This is a genomic window from Kyrpidia sp., assembly GCF_023512215.1.
In the GTDB taxonomy this organism is placed as follows: Bacteria; Bacillota; Bacilli; order Kyrpidiales; family Kyrpidiaceae; genus Kyrpidia; species Kyrpidia spormannii.
In genome coordinates this window covers 1-20,771 of the sequence record NZ_JAILZZ010000009.1, presented here as the reverse complement: position 1 = coordinate 20,771, position 20,771 = coordinate 1, and the positions used below count along the sequence as shown (strand labels likewise).

19 protein-coding genes and 1 riboswitch are annotated in these 20,771 nt (G+C 59.2%); of the genes, 4 read left to right on the top strand and 15 right to left on the bottom strand.

Translation table 11 applies throughout. The features are described from left to right. Positions 1 to 16 precede the first annotated feature (16 nt). The 3 genes from uvrC to K6T64_RS05470 are packed head-to-tail and all read right to left on the bottom strand — an operon-like array spanning position 17 to position 3,211. Positions 17 to 1,792, bottom strand: a complete 1,776-nt coding sequence (gene uvrC, locus K6T64_RS05480) for an excinuclease ABC subunit UvrC (protein ID WP_170085185.1) — start codon at positions 1,790 to 1,792, stop codon at positions 17 to 19. Between the two features lie 5 nt (positions 1,793 to 1,797). Beyond that, positions 1,798 to 2,289 (bottom strand): hypothetical protein, encoded by a 492-nt coding sequence (locus K6T64_RS05475; protein ID WP_170085184.1) that lies wholly within the window; start codon positions 2,287 to 2,289, stop codon positions 1,798 to 1,800. Positions 2,290 to 2,308: 19 nt separating this feature from the next. Then, a complete protein-coding gene (locus K6T64_RS05470; RefSeq protein ID WP_288008905.1) occupies positions 2,309 to 3,211 on the bottom strand; it encodes a radical SAM protein in 903 nt (300 codons plus the stop codon). Positions 3,212 to 3,339: 128 nt separating this feature from the next. Here K6T64_RS05470 and trpS point away from each other — a divergent pair, with 128 nt between their 5' ends. Further along, positions 3,340 to 4,323: a tryptophan--tRNA ligase gene (gene trpS / locus K6T64_RS05465; protein WP_288008903.1), complete on the top strand. Its 984-nt coding sequence runs from the start codon at positions 3,340 to 3,342 to the stop codon at positions 4,321 to 4,323. Between the two features lie 93 nt (positions 4,324 to 4,416). Here trpS and K6T64_RS05460 read toward each other — a convergent pair whose 3' ends face one another. Next, positions 4,417 to 5,310 (bottom strand): methylenetetrahydrofolate reductase, encoded by an 894-nt coding sequence (locus tag K6T64_RS05460; protein WP_288008902.1) that lies wholly within the window; start codon positions 5,308 to 5,310, stop codon positions 4,417 to 4,419. Between the two features lie 99 nt (positions 5,311 to 5,409). After that, a riboswitch (SAM riboswitch) is annotated at positions 5,410 to 5,514 on the bottom strand. A 285-nt stretch (positions 5,515 to 5,799) separates the two neighbouring features. Here K6T64_RS05460 and K6T64_RS05455 point away from each other — a divergent pair. Together K6T64_RS05455 and K6T64_RS05450 are read left to right on the top strand one after the other, a co-directional pair. After that, positions 5,800 to 6,264 carry a PCYCGC motif-containing (lipo)protein gene (locus K6T64_RS05455; protein WP_288008901.1) on the top strand — a complete coding sequence of 155 codons (465 nt, stop codon included), beginning with the start codon at positions 5,800 to 5,802 and terminating at the stop codon, positions 6,262 to 6,264. Positions 6,265 to 6,339: 75 nt separating this feature from the next. Next, positions 6,340 to 7,128 (top strand): DODA-type extradiol aromatic ring-opening family dioxygenase, encoded by a 789-nt coding sequence (locus K6T64_RS05450; protein ID WP_288008900.1) that lies wholly within the window; start codon positions 6,340 to 6,342, stop codon positions 7,126 to 7,128. A 124-nt stretch (positions 7,129 to 7,252) separates the two neighbouring features. Here the strand turns inward: K6T64_RS05450 and K6T64_RS05445 are convergent, their stop codons facing one another. From K6T64_RS05445 to K6T64_RS05435, 3 genes are all read right to left on the bottom strand, one after another. Next, complete coding sequence (locus tag K6T64_RS05445; RefSeq protein ID WP_288008898.1) at positions 7,253 to 8,668, bottom strand: ammonium transporter; 1,416 nt, start codon at positions 8,666 to 8,668, stop codon at positions 7,253 to 7,255. 69 nt (positions 8,669 to 8,737) lie between these two features. Continuing rightward, positions 8,738 to 9,490, bottom strand: a complete 753-nt coding sequence (locus K6T64_RS05440; RefSeq protein WP_157935376.1) for a 3'-5' exonuclease — start codon at positions 9,488 to 9,490, stop codon at positions 8,738 to 8,740. A gap of 7 nt (positions 9,491 to 9,497) precedes the next feature. Beyond that, a complete protein-coding gene (locus tag K6T64_RS05435) occupies positions 9,498 to 10,529 on the bottom strand; it encodes a DUF294 nucleotidyltransferase-like domain-containing protein (protein ID WP_288008896.1) in 1,032 nt (343 codons plus the stop codon). A 252-nt stretch (positions 10,530 to 10,781) separates the two neighbouring features. On the opposite strand from K6T64_RS05435, the gene K6T64_RS05430 reads away from it, so the two are divergent. Beyond that, positions 10,782 to 12,263: a nicotinate phosphoribosyltransferase gene (locus K6T64_RS05430; RefSeq protein WP_288008895.1), complete on the top strand. Its 1,482-nt coding sequence runs from the start codon at positions 10,782 to 10,784 to the stop codon at positions 12,261 to 12,263. 111 nt (positions 12,264 to 12,374) lie between these two features. Here the strand turns inward: K6T64_RS05430 and proC are convergent, their stop codons facing one another. From proC to tnpA, 8 genes are all read right to left on the bottom strand, one after another. Next, a complete protein-coding gene (gene proC, locus K6T64_RS05425) occupies positions 12,375 to 13,220 on the bottom strand; it encodes a pyrroline-5-carboxylate reductase (protein ID WP_288008894.1) in 846 nt (281 codons plus the stop codon). 351 nt (positions 13,221 to 13,571) lie between these two features. Then, positions 13,572 to 13,892 carry a thioredoxin gene (gene trxA / locus K6T64_RS05420; protein ID WP_013074673.1) on the bottom strand — a complete coding sequence of 107 codons (321 nt, stop codon included), beginning with the start codon at positions 13,890 to 13,892 and terminating at the stop codon, positions 13,572 to 13,574. Between the two features lie 121 nt (positions 13,893 to 14,013). Beyond that, positions 14,014 to 15,390, bottom strand: coding sequence for a dihydrolipoamide acetyltransferase family protein (locus K6T64_RS05415; RefSeq protein ID WP_288008892.1), 1,377 nt, complete (start codon positions 15,388 to 15,390; stop codon positions 14,014 to 14,016). A 42-nt stretch (positions 15,391 to 15,432) separates the two neighbouring features. Then, positions 15,433 to 16,413, bottom strand: coding sequence for an alpha-ketoacid dehydrogenase subunit beta (locus K6T64_RS05410; RefSeq protein WP_288008891.1), 981 nt, complete (start codon positions 16,411 to 16,413; stop codon positions 15,433 to 15,435). Next, positions 16,410 to 17,495: a pyruvate dehydrogenase (acetyl-transferring) E1 component subunit alpha gene (gene pdhA / locus K6T64_RS05405; RefSeq protein ID WP_170085178.1), complete on the bottom strand. Its 1,086-nt coding sequence runs from the start codon at positions 17,493 to 17,495 to the stop codon at positions 16,410 to 16,412. Before pdhA ends, K6T64_RS05410 begins: the two co-directional genes overlap by 4 nt. 69 nt (positions 17,496 to 17,564) lie before the next feature. After that, positions 17,565 to 18,941: an FAD-binding oxidoreductase gene (locus K6T64_RS05400; RefSeq protein WP_288008888.1), complete on the bottom strand. Its 1,377-nt coding sequence runs from the start codon at positions 18,939 to 18,941 to the stop codon at positions 17,565 to 17,567. A 220-nt stretch (positions 18,942 to 19,161) separates the two neighbouring features. After that, positions 19,162 to 20,232, bottom strand: coding sequence for an RNA-guided endonuclease InsQ/TnpB family protein (locus tag K6T64_RS05395; protein ID WP_288008887.1), 1,071 nt, complete (start codon positions 20,230 to 20,232; stop codon positions 19,162 to 19,164). Continuing rightward, positions 20,195 to 20,629, bottom strand: coding sequence for an IS200/IS605 family transposase (tnpA, locus tag K6T64_RS05390; RefSeq protein WP_288008968.1), 435 nt, complete (start codon positions 20,627 to 20,629; stop codon positions 20,195 to 20,197). The genes K6T64_RS05395 and tnpA overlap by 38 nt, the downstream gene beginning before the upstream one ends. Positions 20,630 to 20,771 lie beyond the last annotated feature (142 nt).

The window sequence follows — 20,771 nt, the reverse complement described above, 5'->3', positions numbered from 1 at the left end:
CTCCCGCCTCGCCGGATTATTTCAAGGCTTGCAAGATCTGCTCCGCCAACCGGTCCCCGATGCCCGCCTGGCGAAATTCCTCCACCGAAGCTTGGCGAATCGCCTCCACCGAGCCGAAGTGTTGCAAAAGCTTTCGTTTTCGCTTCTCGCCAATGCCCGGAATATCATCTAGTACCGAATGCATGATCCGCTTGCCCCGGGTTTGCCGGTGAAAAGTAATGGCAAACCGGTGAACTTCGTCCTGAATGCGCTGAAGCAGATAAAATCCCTGACTGTGCCGGTCGATGGGCACCGGTACCGGATCATCTCCGAGGAACAATTGGTCCGTCCGATGGCGGTCGTCTTTCGCCAATCCGCACACCGGGATTTCCAGGTCCAGCTCGTCCTGCAGCACCTCTAAGGCCGCTCCGATCTGCCCCCGGCCCCCATCCACCACGATCAAATCTGGCAACGGCAACTTCTCCCGCAACACCCGTGTATATCGCCGCCGAATCACCTCCCGCATGGAGGCGTAATCATCCGGCCCCTGAACGGTTTTGATCTTGAATTTCCGATACTCTTTTTTCGCCGGCTGTCCGTCCACAAACACCACCATGGCGGCCACGGGGTCCGTCCCTTGCAGGTTGGAGTTGTCAAAAGCCTCGATCCGTCGGGGCGCGGCGATGGCCAACACGTCCCCCAACTCCCGCACCGCTCCCACCGTGCGCTCCAGATCCCGCTCCTCCAGAGCCAGTTTCTCCTGGAGCGCGATCCGGGCGTTCTCACAGGCCATCTCCACCAACTGCCGCTTGGGGCCGCGCTTGGGCACCACCACCCGGGCCCCCAGCCATTCCCCCAGCACGTCTGTCTCCACCCCTTCGGGCAGGTAAACCTCCTTGGGCCGCTCGGTCTCCTCAAAATAAAATTGCGCCACGTAAGAGCCAAAATCCTCTAAGGGATCGTTGTAAAAAGGAAAAATCTGCACCGCCCGTTCGATCAATTTCCCACCCCGGATAAAAAAGACCTGGACGCACATCCTTCCCCGTTCCGCATAAAATCCGAAAACATCCCTGTCCACCTGATCTTGAAACACGATCTTCTGCTTCTCCATCACCCGCCCGATGTGCTGGATCAAATCCCGGAGCTCCTTCGCCCGCTCAAAGCGCAGAGCTTCGGCTTCCTCGTGCATCCGCCGCTCCAGCTCCTCGACAATCTCCCCGTGGCCCCCGTTCAGGAACCGCCCAATGTCCTTGCGGATCGCCTCATACCGTTCCGGGTCCACGGGATACTCACACGGGGCCAGACACTGGCCGATGTGGTAGTACAAACAGACCTTTTTCTTGAGATTCCGGCACTTGCGCAACGGGTAGAGGCGATCCAACAAGCGCTTGGTCTCCATCGCCGAACCGGAGTTCGGATACGGGCCAAAGTAGGACGCTCCGTCCTTGGCCATCCGCCGGACGATCTCCAGGCGGGGGTGTTCCTCCCGGGTAATCTTGATATACGGGTAGGACTTATCATCCCGGAGCATGATGTTGAAGGGGGGTTGGTGCTGCTTGATCAGATTGCACTCCAGAATCAGCGCTTCCACCGCATTGTCCGTCACGATGTATTCAAAATCCCGGATTTCCGAGACGAGTTTCTGGGTTTTCGCATCATGGCTACCCGTAAAATACGAACGCACGCGATTTTTTAACGTTTTCGCCTTCCCGACGTAAATCACCCGGCCCTCGGCGTCCTTCATCAGATAGACGCCGGGTTTGCCGGGAAGGAGGGCCAATTTCTCCTTCAGCCAACGATGTTCCTCGATCATTCCGCTCACCCAGTTTTCATTGTATCCCGCTGGCGAAGCCAATGAAAGAGGAAAACTGCGGCCATGGCGGCCAAATCCCCCCCGACAAACCACCAGGATCCGGATTCCACCCAGCCGGCGATCGGCCGGGACCAAAAAGGATACAGGTAGGCCGGTGCAAATTGGCGGTGGGTGAACAGGTCCACGGCAATATGGAGCCCGGCCCCGGCGGCCACCGCTGCCGCGGCCCGAAATCGGCCGATGAGAGCCGCCACCATCACTGCGCTCCACAGGGGGAGGGAATGACTCAGGCTGTCCCCGGCAAACACCCACGGCCGCCCCATCAACCCGTCCAGGCCCTGCCGGAGCAACGTGCCCCCTCGGCCCGTCAGGATCATGAACAGCCCGGCACTCCACAACCACAGATCTGGCGCCAGGGCCCCGGCCACCAAAAAAGGAACGTCTCTTCGTTTTCGAAATATCGCGTACATCCAAAACCCATGTCCCAGAGTATCCACCCGACCCGCTCCTTTCCTTTCACTCCCCCCTAGGGTGCGGTGGTGACGTGAGGTTCATTCCAGCAAATCCCGCAGCTCCCAGTCCAACCCGTCCGGGGCCGAGAATGCCTACGAAGATCGGGATCAGGCGCAGATGAAGATCCGGGTCAAACCACCCCTCATAACCGGCCGCTTCAAGCCGCCGGGGCATGCCCAGCAACCGGCTCCGCTTTCCACCGGATCCGTCTCCCAGGTGAAAGGTATCCAGGACTACCCGGTCCGCCGCCTCGGCCAGCAGCCGGGCCAGCCGGTCCGGGTTCATGGGCAAAGCCGGGGACACCGCCGCTTGAGTGGGCACGCCGGCCCTCCGCAATCGCGCCAGGGCCCGAAGGCGCCCGGAGACCGGCGGCGAGGTCGGGGTGAGCAGGCGGCGGACCTGCTCGTCATCGGTCTCCACGGTGAGACTGACCCGCACTTTGTTGCCCAGGGCTCGCAGGAGATCCACATCCCGGAGGACCATGGGGGAACGGGTTTGAACCACCAGTTGGTCGACGCCCCCTTCTTCCGCGATCACCCGAAGCAGCTCCCGGGTGATCTTCCATCGCCCTTCCACTGGCTGATAGGGGTCTGTGGAGGAGCCCAGGAAGATTCTGAGTGTCTCTCCCCGATCCCGGCTGCGCCGCAGTTCCCGGCGGAGGCGTTCCGGGGCACCCTCTTTGACCGTCACCCAGGTCCCCCAGGGTTTTGGATGGAGTAAAGCCACCGGCAGGCGCCGCACGTAACAGTAGGGGCAACCGACGGTGTCCCGGCCGAGGTTGTCCACCGGTCGGCCAAAGGCGCACCCGATGTACGGGTTCAACGAATGGGTGAATCCTGTCAGATACCCCGTGGCCGGTTGCAACATCCGCCCGGCCGTCTTTTTCTCCACATGAACCTCGGCCAACCCCCGTCCCCCCTCGCCATCGACTATTTTGCCGAATGTAAAAAAAGACGTCAAAAAACGTCGAAATCTGTTTTCGCCGTGGCAGTCCGGTCCGACCTTTTGGTATGATAAAGGCCGAGGTGACCACGATGCGCGTATTTTCCGGGATGCAGCCCAGCGGCACGCCCACCCTGGGCAATTACCTCGGCGCCCTGCGCCATTTTGTCGACATCCAAGATGAAGCCGAATGTTTTTACTGCGTGGTGGACCTCCATGCCGTTACGGTCCCCCAGGAACCTGCCGCATTGCACCGGCAGACGAGACAACTCAGCGCTCTGTATCTGGCGGCGGGGATCGATCCTCGTCGGTCGGTCCTTTTCCTTCAATCCCACGTCCCCGCCCACTCCCAGTTGGGGTGGCTGATGGAGTGCCTGGTGCATTACGGCGAGCTCGGGCGCATGACCCAGTTCAAAGAGAAATCTGAGGGCAAGGAAGGCGTGAGCGCCGGCCTGTTTACATATCCTGCCCTTATGGCGGCGGACATTTTGTTGTATCAGGCCACCCATGTCCCGGTGGGGGAAGACCAAAAACAACACCTGGAATTGACCCGGGATCTGGCCGAGCGGTTCAACAAGCGGTACGGGGATACGTTTGTCATCCCGGAGCCCTTGATCCCCAAAGTGGGAAGTCGGATCATGTCCCTGGACGACCCGACGAAAAAGATGAGCAAGAGCAGCGCCAACCCTGGGAGCTACATTTCCCTGCTGGACAGCCCCGACGACATCCGGAAAAAGATCCGCCGGGCGGTGACCGACTCCGAGGCGGAAGTGCGCTTCGATCCCCAGCGGAAACCGGCCGTCAGCAACTTGCTCACCATTTATTCATCATGCACGGACAAAACGATCCCCGAACTGGAGAAACAGTATTCCGGGGTGGGATATGGACCTTTTAAGCAAGATCTGGCCGAAGCGGTGGTGGCCCGGCTGGAGCCGCTGCAAGAGCGGTATAGAGAGCTGGTCGACAGTGAGGAGCTGGACCGCATTCTCGCCGAGGGGGCGGCCAAAGCCAAGGCTGTGGCGGAACCGAATCTGCACCTGGTCTTCGAACGGATGGGATTTCTGTTGCCCCGTTGAAAACTGGGAACCCGCTCGGGGTTGCAGGGCCGTCGGGCGGGATGGAGCGGAGCGTCGAGCCCTTCCGCACCGCTCCATCCGGGCTGGTGCCTTTTAAATCGCAGCACGGCGAAGATCGGTGTCGATATCCAGGATCTCGTACACCGCCCGCAGGTCCCCGATGGGAAAGAGATGGGCGCCGGCCGCGAACTCCCTCAGTCCCCCGTACAACTCCCGGCAGAGGGCGATCCCCGCAGCCCGGCCGCCTTCTTCCACTTTCTGAATCACGTCTTCCCCCACCCGCACCCCGGGTACCTTCTCGTTAAAATAGCGGGCTTGGCGGGCGGACTTGAGCGGCAGAAGTCCGAACAGGATGTGGACCGGCAGGTGGCGGGTGCGCTCCCAGAAACGCAAGGCCGTCTCGATATCGAACACCGGCTGGGTCTGGACGAAGCGAACCCCGGCTTCCACCTTGGCCGCCAATTTGGCCACTTCGGCGTCCAAATCTTCCGCCCCGGGATTGGCCACCCCGCCGATCAAGAACCGGGTCGGGCCGCTCAGTTCGTGGCCGGTCAAGTCGTAGCCTTGGTTCAGTCGTTCAGCCAGCCGGGCCAAACCGATGGAATCGGTCTCAAACACCCCTTTGACCTCAGGATGATCCCCCCGGCTGGGAGAATCCCCGGTCAAGGTGAGGATGTTCCTCACCCCCAGGGCCGCCGCACCCAACAATTCGCTCTGAAGGCCGAGCAGGTTGCGGTCCCGACAGGTCAGGTGAAAAATCGCTTCAAGGCCCAGATCCTCCTGGACAATGTGAGCCAGGGCGATGGGGCTCATCCGCAGGGTGGCCATGGGACTGTCCGCGATATTCACCGCATCCACCTTGCCCCGGAGGAATTTGGCCGCTTCCATGGTGGGCAAGGGATCCGCCCCCTTGGGCGGCTCCAACTCCACCGTGGTCACAAACTTGCCGAGGGCTAACTTTTCCCGTAAACCGTGCACATTGTACATCCCCAGATCCCCCCACTCCGCGCGGCTTCCTCGCCTCCATCCCCTAAACCCACCAAAAAACCCCTTTCCGGTGGAAAGAGGTCGGACTGTTGTCCCCCTCTCTCATCTTCCGGGGTCTCCCCGCAGGAATTGGCACCGTGCCGGTGTTCCGACCGGTTGCCGCGGCATCATCGGGCCCGTCCCTCCGCCAACTCTGGATAAGAGTAAGGATCCATCGCGAGTATTCGGTTTAAAATTACCTTCACCTTACGTGAATTTCTCAGCCGTGTCAAGGGGCCGCATTTGGCACATCCGCGGGAGTTCCATTCGGCATTTCCAAGAACTCGGCGTGGTCTGAAGGGTTTTGGTGGTTTACCCACACCCTTCTCTTATGTTAGCCTAACCGTGTCGAGCTAGCCAAGCCATCATATCTCCCCTGTTCCGCATTTTACCCATGCGATACGACATTGGAGAGAGTGAAGGCGAGTCTGTCAGAAAGAGGTAGCAGAAATGAAGCGTTCAAAAATCTTCCACCTCAGCATTGTTTTTCTTTTGTCATCCACTTTTCTTGTGGCCTGTGGTTCCTCTTCCTCCTATCAGGGCGATATCCTGGAAACTACAGCCTCTGCTGAAGTATTGCCGACCTTTTTAAACAACCAGCAGGAAGCGGTCCGCCAAATCTATGCAGCCGCCGGCAAATCCACCGAACTGTTGCAATGGATCCCATGCTATTGCGGATGTGGGGAAAGCGCGGGGCATAAAAGCAACAGGGACTGCTTCATCCGCGCTGTCAATCCGGACGGGTCGGTGGTTTGGAATAGCCACGGTGCCGGGTGCGGCGTCTGTTTGGAAATCGCAGCTCAGTCCATAGGGCTGTGGAGAGATGGCAAAGGGGCGAAGGACATTCGGGCTTTTATTGAGGAGAAGTACAAAGAAGGGTACGCTCTGCCGACTCCAACCCCTCAGCCTTCCTAATCCTTCGGGCGACCGGCCCTTCTCCCCAGAAGGCGCCAGGATACCCAAAGAGTGTGACGATGAGGAGGGACTTTGGTGAACCCGGCGTATTTCATTGCCCATGGAGCCCCCACTTTGGCCATTGAAAACAACCCATACACACAGCTTCTGCAAAGCGTTGCTTCCCGTTTTCCAAAACCCAAGGCGGTGCTCCTATTCACCGCCCACTGGGAATCTCCCGTGCAGCTCATTGGCGCCCCCGAGCAATTCGGGATGATCTACGATTTTTTCGGATTTCCCGATGACCTTTATCGGATTGTCTACCCCGCCCAAGGAGCGCCGGAAGTGGCCGAAGAAGCTCGAGCCCTTCTTGACGAGGCTGGTATTCCAGCCAAAATCGATCAAAGCCGCGGGCTCGATCACGGCGCCTGGGTGGTGCTTCGCCTCCTGTTCCCCCATGCGGACGTGCCCGTGGCGACCCTGTCCGTCAATCCCGCCCTACCCCCGGAAAAGCAGTACGCCATCGGCCGGGCCCTCGCTCCCCTTCGTCGGGACGCGCTGATCCTAGGCAGCGGTGGGACGGTGCACAATCTGTGGTCTCTCGATTGGAGCCGAGAACAAGACGGACTGCCGGCAGACTGGGCGCAGAGCTTTGACGACTGGCTACGAGATCGGATCGAGAATTGGGACACCCGAGCACTTTTTCGCTATAAGTCCGAGGCCCCTTATGCCCACATGGCCGTTCCGCGAAACGAACATTTTGTTCCTCTCCTGATCGCCATGGGTTCGGCCGACGGGGACCGCGCGGCCCGGCGATTATGCCAGTATTACCAATATGGGTCCTTGAGCCTCAGTTGTTGGGAGTTCGGCACCAGCGGAATGTGAGGGACGAAAAAAGACGAGAAGGGTGGTGAAATCTACTCACCACCCCGTCACCGATCGTCTCCCATCTCCCTTTGGAGCACCTCGGCGTCCTTGTTTCGACAGCTTCGTTAAATGCGATCCAAAATCAAGCCGTGGGTGTCGCGCGAGTTCCGGAAGAGCCCCCTTGGGAGAACTCACCGCCGTGGGGCAGTTGTTCCGGATACCCCGATGCGCCGTGTTCACTGACATCCAGGCCGATGATCTCCTCTTCCCGGCTGATCCGAAGACCAACGGTGGCCTTGATCGCATAGAGAATGATGAACGACACCACGAACACATACACCCCGGCCGCCAGTACCCCGGCCGCCTGCACGCCAAGCTGGTGCAGCCCGCCGCCGTAGAACAGGCCCGGCGCGCCGACGCCCACAGATTTCACCAAATCCGGAGATGCAAAAAACCCCGTGGACAAAGTCCCCCAGATCCCGGCCACACCGTGAACCGAAAAGGCTCCCACCGGATCGTCCACCCGGGCTACCCTCTCAAAAAACTGCACCGAGAGGACCATGACCACCCCGGCCACCGCCCCGATGACCACTGCCGCCCAGGGCTCCACAAACGCGCAACTCGCCGTGATGGCCACCAAAGCAGCTAGGACCCCGTTGAGCATCATTGGAATGTCCGGCTTACCGAGAACGGCCCACGCGGTCAACAACGCCGCCACGCCCCCGGCTGCCGCCGCCAGATTGGTCGTCATAGCGATATACGCAAAAGAAACGTTCAATGCCGACAAGGTGCTGCCGGGGTTGAACCCGAACCAGCCGAACCACAGGATGATGACGCCGAGGACGGAGTATACGGTATTGTGCCCGGGCAGGGAATGAACGCTGCCATCCTTGCCGTATTTGCCGATGCGCGGACCGAGCAGCATCGCCCCCACCAGAGCCGCGACTCCGCCTTGAAGATGGACCACCGTCGATCCGGCAAAATCCTGCATCCCGAGACCGGACAGCCAGCCGCCGCCCCAAATCCAGTGCGCCACAACGGGATAGATGAGGGCTGAAAACAAAATCCCGAAAATGAAGTACACGATCAGTTTAGCCCGTTCGGCGATGCCGCCCCAAAAGATAGCCAGTGATACCCCTGCGAACACGACTTCAAACATGTACTTGGCGCCAAGGGGGACGTCGCTGTAAGACAACGAACCGAAAACTTGATTCACCATATCATCACTGACGTTGAGAAACCACCCCTGAGTTCCGACGAACGCATTTCCCTGCCCAAAACTGATGGCAAACCCCACCGCCCAGAAGACCAGCGCCGCCAAGCCAAAACTCAAGATGTTTTTCCCGGCGATGTGGCCGGCATTTTTCATTCGGGTCGATCCGGCCTCCAACAGGGCAAAACCGGCCTGCATGAAAAACACCAAGAACGCGGTCACCGCAACCCACACTGTGTCCACCGCCTGGGCGACATCCTTGACGGTCGGATCCGCCGCCAAGACCACAGACGGTACGAGAAGGACCAGAGCCGGCAGGAACCCCCATCTCGCCCATTTGATCATTGCCCACCCTCCTCAATCTCGCGGATATGAAAGAGACACTTTATATGATATATACAATAACCGCAGATGTCAATATTCATCACCAATAACAACGTCCGTTTTCATCCACGTAAAGAACTCTCCCCATTTTGTCAGACCTTTTCTTGTAAATAAGGTGAGAAATACACTCCATATCCGGGCAGTCAACAGGGCGTCGTTCAAAGCCCGGTGACGAGTCAGCGGCGGAATCGCCATGCGTTCAATGAGATAGTCCAAAGTGGCCTCGCCGCTGTCGGGCCACAGTCGCCGGGCCACTTGGGCGGTGTCCACGACCCGACGGGGCAACTCAATGCCGTAGAATTGGTTTAATGGAACGTTTAGGAAATTAACATCGTGTCCGGCGTGATGAGCGACCAAAACAGCGTCTGAGGAAAACGCCATGAACCGCGACAATACGTCTTGGACTTTGGGAGCTCGCCAGAGTTCTTGTTCACTCAGCCCGGTGATCCGCCGGACCACCTCCGGGACTCGGCGACCGGGTTCAAGAGCGATCAGTGATGAGAACGTTTGATCTTCGCGGACTTGCCCATTTTCCACCCGTACGGCACCGATCTCAATCAAGGCGTCGGTACGCCAATCGAACCCCGTGGTTTCCGTATCAAACACCACGTAGGTCAAGCGATCCAAGGGCTCTTCCCAGATATCCCGGCGGTTGATTTCCCGGACCATTTGGCGCAGAGCCGCCTCAGTGGCAACAGAACCCTCAGCGGACGCGGCGAGCAGTGCCGTGACATCGCGATTTTTCAACAGCCGTTGAAACCATCCCAGACGCTGCGGCTTCACGCTTTCTTCACCCCCGCCGGTAGAGATGCTGAAAATACTGATAGGTTCGTTTCTGAAGGGCCCGGGTCGCAGACAGAGCCCGGAAAAGCTGATCCACCATGTCCCGCGGCAACTCCGCAGGATCCACCCAATCATCCGGCGGCCGGTCTGCGAGGAGACAATCCCGATGCCTTTTCCAGCGAAGGGCAAGGCAGATCCGAAGGGCCTCAGCCGCCGCCCGGGCCTCTTCAGCACTCCAAAGTCCGCTCTTTTCGAGTACCTCGATCCGCTCGCGGGTCCCCGGTTCCTCGATCCCCGCCCGCAGGGCCCAAAGTCGGACGCTGCCCACCAAAGGGGCGTATAACCCGGTTTTGATATCCACCATCCCCTGCCGCTCCTCGGCCCCGGTACGGAGGCGCCCCAGGGCGGTCAGGGCCGCCCGCCCAACCCGCCAGCCGTGATCTGCCGCCGACCACAGGGCATAGCGGGCATCCCGAAGGGCGGAAACAACCCCTTTCCTCACGCGATGACCGAGCCCCGCGTCTCCGCAGGCCGGACGCTGATCGGCGGCAATTAACAACAGCCGTACATTGCTCCAATCCGGGTAATCCAGGTATCCCTGGATCCGGCGGGCCCATTGTTCTGGTGTGCCCCGCCACCGGGGGTTCACCGCCATGACATAGCCCCGGCACAGAGGGTACCCCGCGTCATCCAGCCCCCCGACCACGCGCCTGGCCATCTCTGCAAAATAGCCTTCCACGGCATGTTCGGCTCCTTCGGGCGAGTCGTAAACCAGGGCGTTGTCCTGGTCGGTGCTGATCATCTGCTCCCGCCTGGCCCCGCTGCCAAGTTCAAGCCAACAGTAACGAGCGGGGGCCGGACCCCAGCCGTCCCGCTCTAAAGCTTTCTCAGCCAAAGCCACGACGCGGCAGAATAAACGGTCATGGAAGGTCGACAGCATACGGGGGTCTGTAATCGTTCGGACCGCCGCAGCATGGAGCCTCCGCAAATCCACCGGGGTGCCGGCCTCATCGATCCGATCAAACAGTTGTCGGTCCACCCCACCCCACCCCCGGCGGAGTTTTTCCCATGCATTGACGTTAAATCTGTCATTATTAGTTATGTATTATATCACACGGACTGAAACGTGGCTATCTGTTTTTATTTTCCGTGGGTGCCATGGAAGTGGGACCAATGGGTGTTTTGCAGCGGATTGTGCTACAATTCAAATGAGATCCCGAAGGTTGCAATCCAGAACCCGGAGTTGGCCCGCCGGGGGTCACCGGTTTGGGGCACGAAAGGAGGAGCACCGGTGAGTTTTCCGCTGCTCTTTGATTTTTACGAACTGACGATGGCCTATGGGTATTTTCGCGCCGGAATCCACGAGCGCACAGCTGTATTCGATCTTTTTTACAGAAAGGGACCCTTCGAGCACCCGTACGTCCTTTTCGTCGGCCTGGAGGGGGTCCTGCAAGGTATCGAGAATTTTCGTTTCGGAGAGGACGAGATCCGATATTTACAAAGTGTAGCCCCTCAGATCCGAGACGAGCAATTCTGGGACCTGTTGCGCCGCTTTCGATTTCACGGGACAATCTACGCGCCCGAAGAAGGAACGGTGATGTTTCCCCGGGAACCCATGCTGCGGGTGGAGGGGAAATTATTCGAGGTTCAACTTTTGGAAACGATGCTCCTTACATACGTGAACCATCAGAGCCTCATCGCCACCGCCGCTCACCGGATGGTGGAGGCAGCCGCCGGCAAACCTGTGATCGAGATGGGAGCACGCCGGGCCCAAGGGGTGGACGCCGCCATCGACGGGGCCCGGGCCGCATACATCGGGGGAGTCAGTAAAACCGCGACAACTGAAGCGGGACGCCGATTCGGGATACCCATTACGGGAACCATGGCCCATAGCTTTGTTCTCGCTTTTCACCGTGACGTCCAGTCTCCGGATCAGGCGAAGGAAGCGGAACTTGAGGCTTTTACCGCCTACGCCGAGGCATTTCCCGACCAATGTCTTCTTGTCGTAGACACCACCGACGTGGAGCGCAGTGGCTTGCCCAACGCCATTGCTGTGTTCCGAAAGCTCCGGGAGAAGGGATACGAACCGATTGGGGTGCGCATCGACAGCGGGGACCTCGCCTATCTGTCCCGAGTCTGTCGAAAGGCTCTGGATGAGGCCGGGTTTCCGGGCGCCCAGATTATCGCTTCCTCGGATCTGGATGAGTTCGTTATTCGAGACCTTTTGGCCCAAGGCGCGCCCATCGACGCCTTTGGCGTCGGGACGAACTTGATCACCGCGCGGTCCGACCCCGCATTGGGCGGAGTCTACAAGCTGGCGGCAATTGAATGGGAGGAAAACGGGGAACGCCACCTGAGCACCCCGATCAAACTCTCGGAAAACCCCACCAAGGTCACCTTGCCCGGCCGCAAGAACGTGGTGCGCCTTTTGAAGGATGGACAGTTTGTCGGCGACCTCATCATTTTGGAGGACGAAGAAGACCCAAAAGGTCCTCTGCGAATGATTCATCCGGAATATCGCTGGAAACAAAAGGTGGTCACCGATTACGAAGCCATCCGACTGCTCCGCCCGGTGTACCGCGACGGTCGTCGACTGATCGATAAGATTACGCCGGATACCGCCCGACGGACGGCTGCCCAATCCTTGGCACAGCTCTCGCCGGAGCACCGGCGGCTCCACATGCCCCACGAACCCCACGTCGATCTGTCCGATGCCCTTTACGAGCGCTGGATGGCAGAGATCCATAGGCGCCGGATGGAGAAAGTCCAGTAGCCGCGTCAAACCGGGCAGGCCCACCTCACTGGCCGAGCCGCCCTACGATCCAATGCGGGCGGCTTTCCGGCTTTGACCGCTCAGAGGGTCGCCACTGTCAAGAGCGGCCGCTTACCCATCGGCCTCCGAGGCCGCAGACTCAGCAAAAGCCTCTTGCAACTCCCGGCTCCTCTCCGCCGCCTTTCGCACCGCCTCCCGGAGCGCCTCCGCCACGTGGCGCAGCTCCAACACCTGGATTCCCGCTTCCGTGGTCCCTCCCGGGGAGGTGACTTGCCGCCGCAGGGTCTCCGGCGACTCCTCGGTATTGCGGAGCATGAGCGCCGCTCCGTAAAGCGTCTGTTCCACCAACCCCCGGCATACCTTCTCGTCCAAACCCATCTCCCTGCCCGATGCCATCAGTGCTTCAGCCAGGTAATATACGTAAGCGGGACCGCTTCCCGACAACCCCGTGACCGCATCCATCTGGCTTTCTGGCACCACCACCACTCGGCCGACAGCAGCAAAGATCTGTTCCGCCAGATTCATCTGTTCCGCCGTTGCGTAACGGCCCGGGGCCAGGGCCGTGGCCGATTCCCCCACCCGACAAGAGGTGTTTGGCATAGCCCGGATGACTGGAATCTGTCCCCCGAGCTGCCGCTCGATCCATTCCGTCGGAATGCCCGCCAAAACCGAAAGGATCAGGGGCTGGCCCAGCAGGTGATCCCTCACCTCGACCAACGCGTCTCCGGCGTCTTTCGGTTTCATGGCCAGAATCAGCACCTCGCCCAGGCGAATCGCTTCAGGGCGCTCCACCGCCACCACGCCGTACCGCCGAGCCAGGCTGTCCCTTTTTTGCCCGTCCCAGCGATTGGCGACCCGAATCCGGTCCGCCCGGGCCGCCCCGGCATCCAACAATCCCCGAATCAATGCCTCGGCAATCGCCCCGGCGCCGAGAAAAGATAGATTCTTCTCGATCATTACCCGGCTCTCCTCTCCACGCGATCCGATCCTCGCGGCAATAAGAAAGCTCTCCCGTCTCAAAGGACGGAAGAGCCCCTTCCGCGGTACCACCTTCGTTGGCCTCGTCGGCCCCCTCATCCCGGACAACCCGGATCCGGTTAACGCCCGGCCACGGCTCACCTTCACGGATCCACGGCGGTCCGCTCCGGCAGCAGCTCCGAGGGGGGTTCCAAAGGGGACGGCGCGGGCCTCTCAGCCACGAGCCCGTTCTCTGGGGCCGTCTTACACCTCTGTACTGGTCCTCGTCTACGCCTTACCCCTTCTATTACCTCACACTATAGAATACTCGACTCCGGCGATCAAGGCCCTTTAGCTCAAATGGGGCCGAAGGGTCGCCGACAAGCGGGCTTTGTTCTGATAACCGATCACCTGCTGGACCACCTGCCCATTTTTGAACAAGAGCAGGGTGGGGATGCTCATGATTCCGAAACGGCCCGCCGTGCTCGGATTATCGTCGACATTCAACCGATAAATCTCCAGTTTTCCAGCCCATTCTTTTTCAAGTTCATCAAGAACTGGAGCCAACATCCGGCAAGGCCCGCACCAAGGCGCCCAAAAGTCCACCAATACCGGCCCGGCCACCTGCTCGACTCGACTGGCGAACGTGGCATCCGTCACTTCTTTCGACATGCCTAATCCTCCTTCCGAATACCCACAGAGGTAGTATACCGCAGACCGATCAATTGTGCATCTGGCACCTATCCGATTCTGCGTCGTCGGTCTCCAACCCTCGGAAATGGCTCAGCCCCTCTTAGATCCGAACCATCAATTGCATCGGGTTGCCGAGAAGCTGCATGATGTATCCCATAAACCGAGTGGCCGCGGCCCCATCGATGATTCGATGGTCAAAGGTCAGGGAAATCGGCATCATCCATCGCCCCACCACCCGGTCATCCTCCAACATCACAGGCCGCCGGACGATCTTCCCCGTGGCTAGGATCGCCGCCTGGGGATAGTGAATAATCGGAGTGGCAAACAGGCCGCCGAACGAACCGATATTGCTGATTGTAAACGTCCCGCCCCGCATCTCGTCCGGAGACAAGGACCCCGACCGGGCCTTCTCCTTCAGCTCTTCGATCTCTTCCGCGATCTCCAGCACACTTTTGCGATCGGCATCGTGAACGACCGGAACCAACAGACCATCCGGCGCATCCACCGCAATACCGATGTGGTAGCGGCGCTTGACGACAATCTCCCGGCGTTCGTCATCGAGAACCGCGTTGAAATACGGATACGCTTTTAACCCGGCCACCACAGCCTTCACGATAAAAGGCAGATACGTGATCTTGACCTGCCCCTCGGCGGCACTTTCCTCCACTTGCCGCCGGAAAGCCACCAACTCGGTCACGTCTGCTTCGTCCATCCCCGTCACATGGGGGATCGTAAATTTTGACCGCACCATATGTTCCGCGATGACCCGGCGAACCCCCCGAAGAGGGATCCTCTGCTCGTCCGCGTCTTGCCCTGGAGCGAAGGAACCCTCTGCTTCCCGGGCGCCAACTGGGGAGACGGCCTCTTGTCCCTTCGGTTCCGCAGTGGACAACGTTTGAGCGCCCGTCTCCGGACTACCTTCCCCAACCTGAACCTCCGGGCCGGGAGTGCCGACCCCCAGATCCCGGTCACCTCCCCGGGCGGCAAAGGCCCGCACGTCCTCCTCCAGAACTCGGCCCCCCGGACCCGTCCCGGGTACCTGATTGATATCGATCCCGAGTTCCCGGGCGAGCCGCCTCACCACCGGGGCCGCCTTGGCTCGCTGAAATCCATTGCCAGTACCCGGACTGCCCGGCGGCACCCGCCGCTCCGATTCCCGGCCCACAACGCCACTGGTAGCAGATCCCGCCGCCATGCCGTTGGCCGCCGCAACCCCTCTCAGTCCCGGCACTTGTCCCTCCTCGGTCTCGATCTCCACCAACACCGTTCCGACAGGCACCACCTGTCCTTCGTCCCCGTGTACCTCCACGACCTTTCCCGCAACTGGGCTTGGGATCTCCACCGTCGCCTTGTCAGTCTGGACCTCGAGTAGCACCTGATCCGCGGTGACCACCTCACCGGGCTGCACTCGCCAACGAACGATTTCCGCCTCGTGAATCCCTTCCCCCACATCGGGCAATCTCCACTGGTAAATCATGGCAACCTCCATTCCCAAAGCCGAAGAAACCTTTGGACGGTCTTAAAATGCTGCAACGCGGTGAATCGCTTCCACGACCCGATCAACGCTCGGCAACCAGGCGTCCTCAATGGCCGGGGGCGGATAGGGAGTGTCATAACCCGTCACTCGAACCATCGGCGCCGCCAAGGAAAGAAACGCGCTCTCCGCCAGCCGCGCCGCCACTTCTGCCCCCACCCCGCCGCTGCGCACAGCTTCGTGAACCACCACCACCCGCCCCGTTTTCTCCACCGAAGCCACCAGGGTTTCCGTGTCCATGGGCGCTATCGTGCGCAGATCGATCACCTCACAGGAATGGCCCCAAGCCTCCTGGGCCGACCGGGCCGCCCGCACCGCCACGGGGACCGTGGGGCCCCAAGCAATAACGGTCACGTCCTGCCCCGGGATCACCACCTGGGCCCGGCCGATAGGCACCTCGTACCACTCTTCGGGAACTTCTCCGCGAAAGGCCCGGTACAGTTTTAGCGGCTCCAGGTACAGGACGGGATCCGGATCGCGAACCGCCGCCAGAAGCAGCCCCTTCGCATCCCGGGGATTGCTGGGCATGACCACTTTGAGGCCCGGCGTGTGCAAAAACAAAGCCTCCAAACTGTCCGAATGCAACTCTGGGGTTCGCACGCCCCCGCCAAAAGGCGCTCGAATCACTATCGGCGCCGAATACTGCCCCCCGGAGCGAAAACGGATTCGCGCCGCCTGACCGGCGATTTGGTCCATCGCCTCATAGATGAATCCCAGAAATTGAATCTCCGCGATCGGCCGCATCCCCGCCACGGCCAGCCCGACGGCCGCCCCCACAATCGCCGACTCCGCCAAGGGGGTGTCCACCACCCGATCCGGCCCGAAGTGGGCCTGAAGCCCCTCGGTGGCCCGAAACACTCCGCCATTCTTCCCGACGTCTTCCCCGAGCACCATCACCCGATCGTCGCTTTCCAAGGCCATCTTCATCGCCTCGTGAATGGCCTGGATCATCGTCATCTCTCTCATTGCATTCCCTCCCTCCGGGAGGCGCGGGCCCTCCACTCGTCCCTCTGGTTGGACAGGTCGGGTGTCATCAAGGCGTATACGTGCTCAAAAGCGAAAGATGGATCCGCTTTAGGATAAGACTCCGCCCGAACCACCGCCTCGTCCACCATGCGCCTTGCTCGCTCCCACTCGGCGCGCTCCTGCTCTTCGGACCAGATCCCCCGTTTTTCAAGAAACTTCCGGAATCGCACGATGGGATCCCGCTGTTCCCGCCACCTTTTCAGCTCCTCTTCATCCCGGTATCGGGTGGGGTCGTCCGCTGTGGTGTGTGGTCCCAACCGGTAGGTCACCGCCTCAACCAAGGTCGGCCCCTCCCCGGCCCGGGCCCGATCTACAGCCCGGAGCATCCCTTCATAGACGGCCAGAACATCGTTTCCGTCCACGCGAATCCCTTCGATCCCGTACGCCACCGCCCGTTGCGCCACAGTCGCCGACCTCATTTGGTGAGACACGGGGACACTGATCGCCCACCCATTGTTCTGACAAAAGAAAACCACCGGCACGCTGAACACCGAGGCGAGGTTCAGCGCTTCATGAAAATCCCCTTCGGAGGTCGCGCCATCGCCAAAATACGAAACGGCAACGCTCCGCTCGCCCTTCAGACGGCAGGCCCATCCCGCCCCCACGGCGTGGAGGAGTTGCGAGGCAATGACGATCTGCACGGGAAACATGCGAGAATCCTCCGGCACCTTGGCCCCGTCCGGATGACCCATGCTGTAAAGCAACGCCCGCTCCATGGGCAATCCGTGATAAATCAGCCCGGCCAGTTCGCGATAGCTCGGAAACACCCAGTCGTCCTTTTCTAGGACCGCGAAACTGCCGATCTGGGCCGCCTCCTGACCGCTAAAGGGCGCATACGTCCCGATCCGTCCCTGCCGCTGCAGATTCAAAGCGCGTTCGTCAAAGGTGCGAGCAAGGACCATCCCCCGATACATCCCGACAAGCCGGTCTTCCGCGAGATCCGGTACAGGTCCCACGGGTGACCCTTCTTCATCGAGCACCCGATACAGCGGTTTGGGCTCGTCCGCCCGATACACATCCATCCTCTTCTCCCCTTTCGTGGACCCCGGCCGAGCAGGTCCGTCGGCACATCCCGGTCGGCGCGCCGCTCATCAGTCTGGAATCACCTTGCCGGGATTCATAATCCCTTTGGGATCGATCAACGCCTTGATTCCCCGCATCAGTTCAACCGCCTCTCCATGCTCTTCCGGCAAATACTTGCGTTTCCCCATACCGACCCCGTGTTCTCCAGTGCAGGTTCCACCCCGCTCCAAGGCATAGCGCACAATCGCGGCATTCACCTCTTCCGCCCGGGCGATGTCTTCGGGGTTGTCAGCATCTACAGCGAACCCGGCGTGATAATTGCCATCCCCCACGTGCCCGAGAATAAATCCATCCATCCCCCGCCTCTCCATCAACTCGCGAGCCGCATGCAAGGCACCCGGCAGATGGGAAATGGGGACACAAACATCGGTGGTCATCATCTTTTTCCCGGGCGCCATTGCCATCAGCGCCAACGCCGCGTGATGGCGGGCCTCCCAAAGCTTAGCCACCGCCTCGGGGTCGTGTTCATAGACAAAGGTCTGGCAACCCTCACTATTCACCAACTCTTCAGCCAGGCGGATATCTTCTTCTACCGCTTTTCGTCCGCCGCCAAATTCGAGAAACAGGGTCGGACTTTCCAGGTAATCGGTGCCTTTGAAGCGATTCACCGCCACGATGGTTTTGGCATCCACCAGCTCCACCCGCCCCACCGTCATCCCCGATCCAATCAGAGCCACCGCCGCTCGTCCGGCCGACTCGACATCCGGAAACACGGCCCTGGCCGCCGCCGTATGCTCCGGGATGCCGTAGACGCGCAAAATCACCTCGGTAATCACGCCCAAGGTTCCTTCCGAGCCGACGAACAACCCAGTTAAATAATACCCTGCCGAAGACTTGACCGACAGTCCCCCGGTGTGAATGATCCGCCCGTCCGGAAGCACCACCTCCAGGCCCAACACCTGCCCCCGCATCGCCCCGTAGCGCACCGCGTTGGTTCCACTGGCGTTGGTGGCGGCCATGCCACCGAGGGTGGCATCCGCCCCCGGATCAACGGGGAAAAATAATCCGTGCCTCCGCAAGGCTTGGTTGAGTTGGCTTCGGGTGACTCCGGGCTGGACGCGGACGAGAAAGTCCTGGGGCCGGATCTCCAGAATTTGATTCATTCGGCTCAAATCCAACGTGATGCCGCCCCGAACGGGGATGACGTGCCCTTCCAGGCTGCTGCCAACCCCAAAGGGTACCACAGGAATCCCGTTTTCATTGGCAAATCGTACAATGCGGCTCACCTCCTGGGTGTCGGTGGGAAAGACCACCGCTTCCGGAAGATGGGGGGCGTGATAAGTCAGATCGTGACTATGGTGCTCCAAGATTGTTTCGTTCACCGTGACTCGGTCCGGGTCAGCCAGCAGGGCGCGCAGGTCATGGATGGCGCTGGACACGTTCATCCACCGTTTCACTCCTTTCAGTTGGCAATAATCCGAACAATGATGCATTTTCTGCTAAAGTCTGTGCGATTCGGACTCGACTTGTATTTCGTGAAGCCTCTCCCGCCTCCGCTTTCGCTTAGAGGCGGGAGCTTCCTGGTTCATCGACCGCAGCCACATGGGTCTTACACAATCTCCCCAGGCGTAAGTTCGGGTGCTTCCAGCCCTACTAAGATCTTACTTAATTCACCCTTTGCAGGATGACCATCGCCGAGACCACGTCCCGGTCGGCGGTCAGCCCGCAATGCAGGCATTGGTGTATCCGGACGCTTAGGTCTTTGGGAACCGGATGCCCGCATACACAGGTTTGGGACGTGCCGACTGGAGGAACTTTCACCAGAACCTTGCCAAACTTTTTGGCTTTATATTCGATGTAGCTGATGAACTTGCTCCAGCCAGCGTCGGCAATGCTTTTGCTCAAATGGCGATTTTTCATCATGTTCTTCACCGACAAATCCTCGACGGCGATCCAGTCATATTTTTGGACGACGCCGTGGGAAATCTTGTGCAAGAAGTCTTTCCGCTGATTGGCAATCTTATCATGCAGCCTGGTTACTTTCGCTTTAGCCTTCCCTCGGTTGTTTGAACCTTTTTTCTTGCGGGAAAGCCGTCTTTGCAACCTGGCCAATTTCTTTTCGGATTTACGAAAGTATTTCGGGTTGTCGATTTTCGTGCCGTCTGAGAGTGCGGCGAAGGTTAAAAGGCCAACATCAATACCCACCTTGTTAACAATGTCTACTCCTTCGGACTCTTGGATTTCCGAGGTCAGATTGACGTACCATTTGCCGCCGTGGTACTTGACATTGATTCGGCTGACCTTGGCCGGGTTAAATTCAAAGTGAGCTTTCATTTTGACGTACCCAATCTTAGGCAAATAAATATGGCCGATTTTTTTGAAATGGTCCTGCTTGTCCGCCTGCGGGTAGGTGAAAGAACGGTAATGGTTCTGATCTTTGTAGTGCGGATACCCGGCCAGGCCAGCAAAAAACCGCTGGAACGCATGGTCTAACCTCTGCAGGCAATCCTGCAGGACTTGAGCATTGACCTGTTTGTATTCCGGAAATTCTTTCTTAAATGCCGGTAGTTCATTTTTTTGTGCGGTGCAAGAAGGTGACTTGCCTCTTTGCCGATAACAAATTTCTCTTTGCTCCAGGGCTGCGTTGTATAGCTGGCGGCAAAGCTCCAGGGTCTGAAACAGCTTTTGCTCTTGCTCTTTAGTTGGCTCGATGTGAAACCGGTGTACGATGATCATTGTTCTCACCCTGGGACTCGATGTATTTTTTGATCACTTCCATCGGAGCTCCCCCGGTAGTCAAAAGGCAAAAACTGCGGGACCAGAAATATTCTTTCCAGAGGTGTTTCCTGATTTCCGGGAACTCCTTTTTCACCAACCGTGACGAGGCGCTTTTAAAAGCGTTGATATATTTCGACAGAGTGCTGTTGGGGTGGGCACTGAAGAGTATGTGCACGTGATCGCGGTCATGGTTAAATTCCAAGAACGTAATGTTGTACCTTGGTGCTATATATTCTCCGATTTCCCTAATGCGTGCGGCCACTTGATCGTTGATAACTTTTCGGCGGTACTTGACCACCAAGACGAGGTGATAAGTGAGCTTAAACACTGAATGATAATTGCTGTCCAATTTCATAGCAACACCAAGACCTTCGCTAATTAGTAACTGATTATATGTTACAGCAACTTTTGGTAAACTGCAATCGAGTAGGAGGGGGCGGCTAGCCCCCGTCCTCTCACACCACCGGACATGCGGGTCCGCATCCGGCGGTTCACCA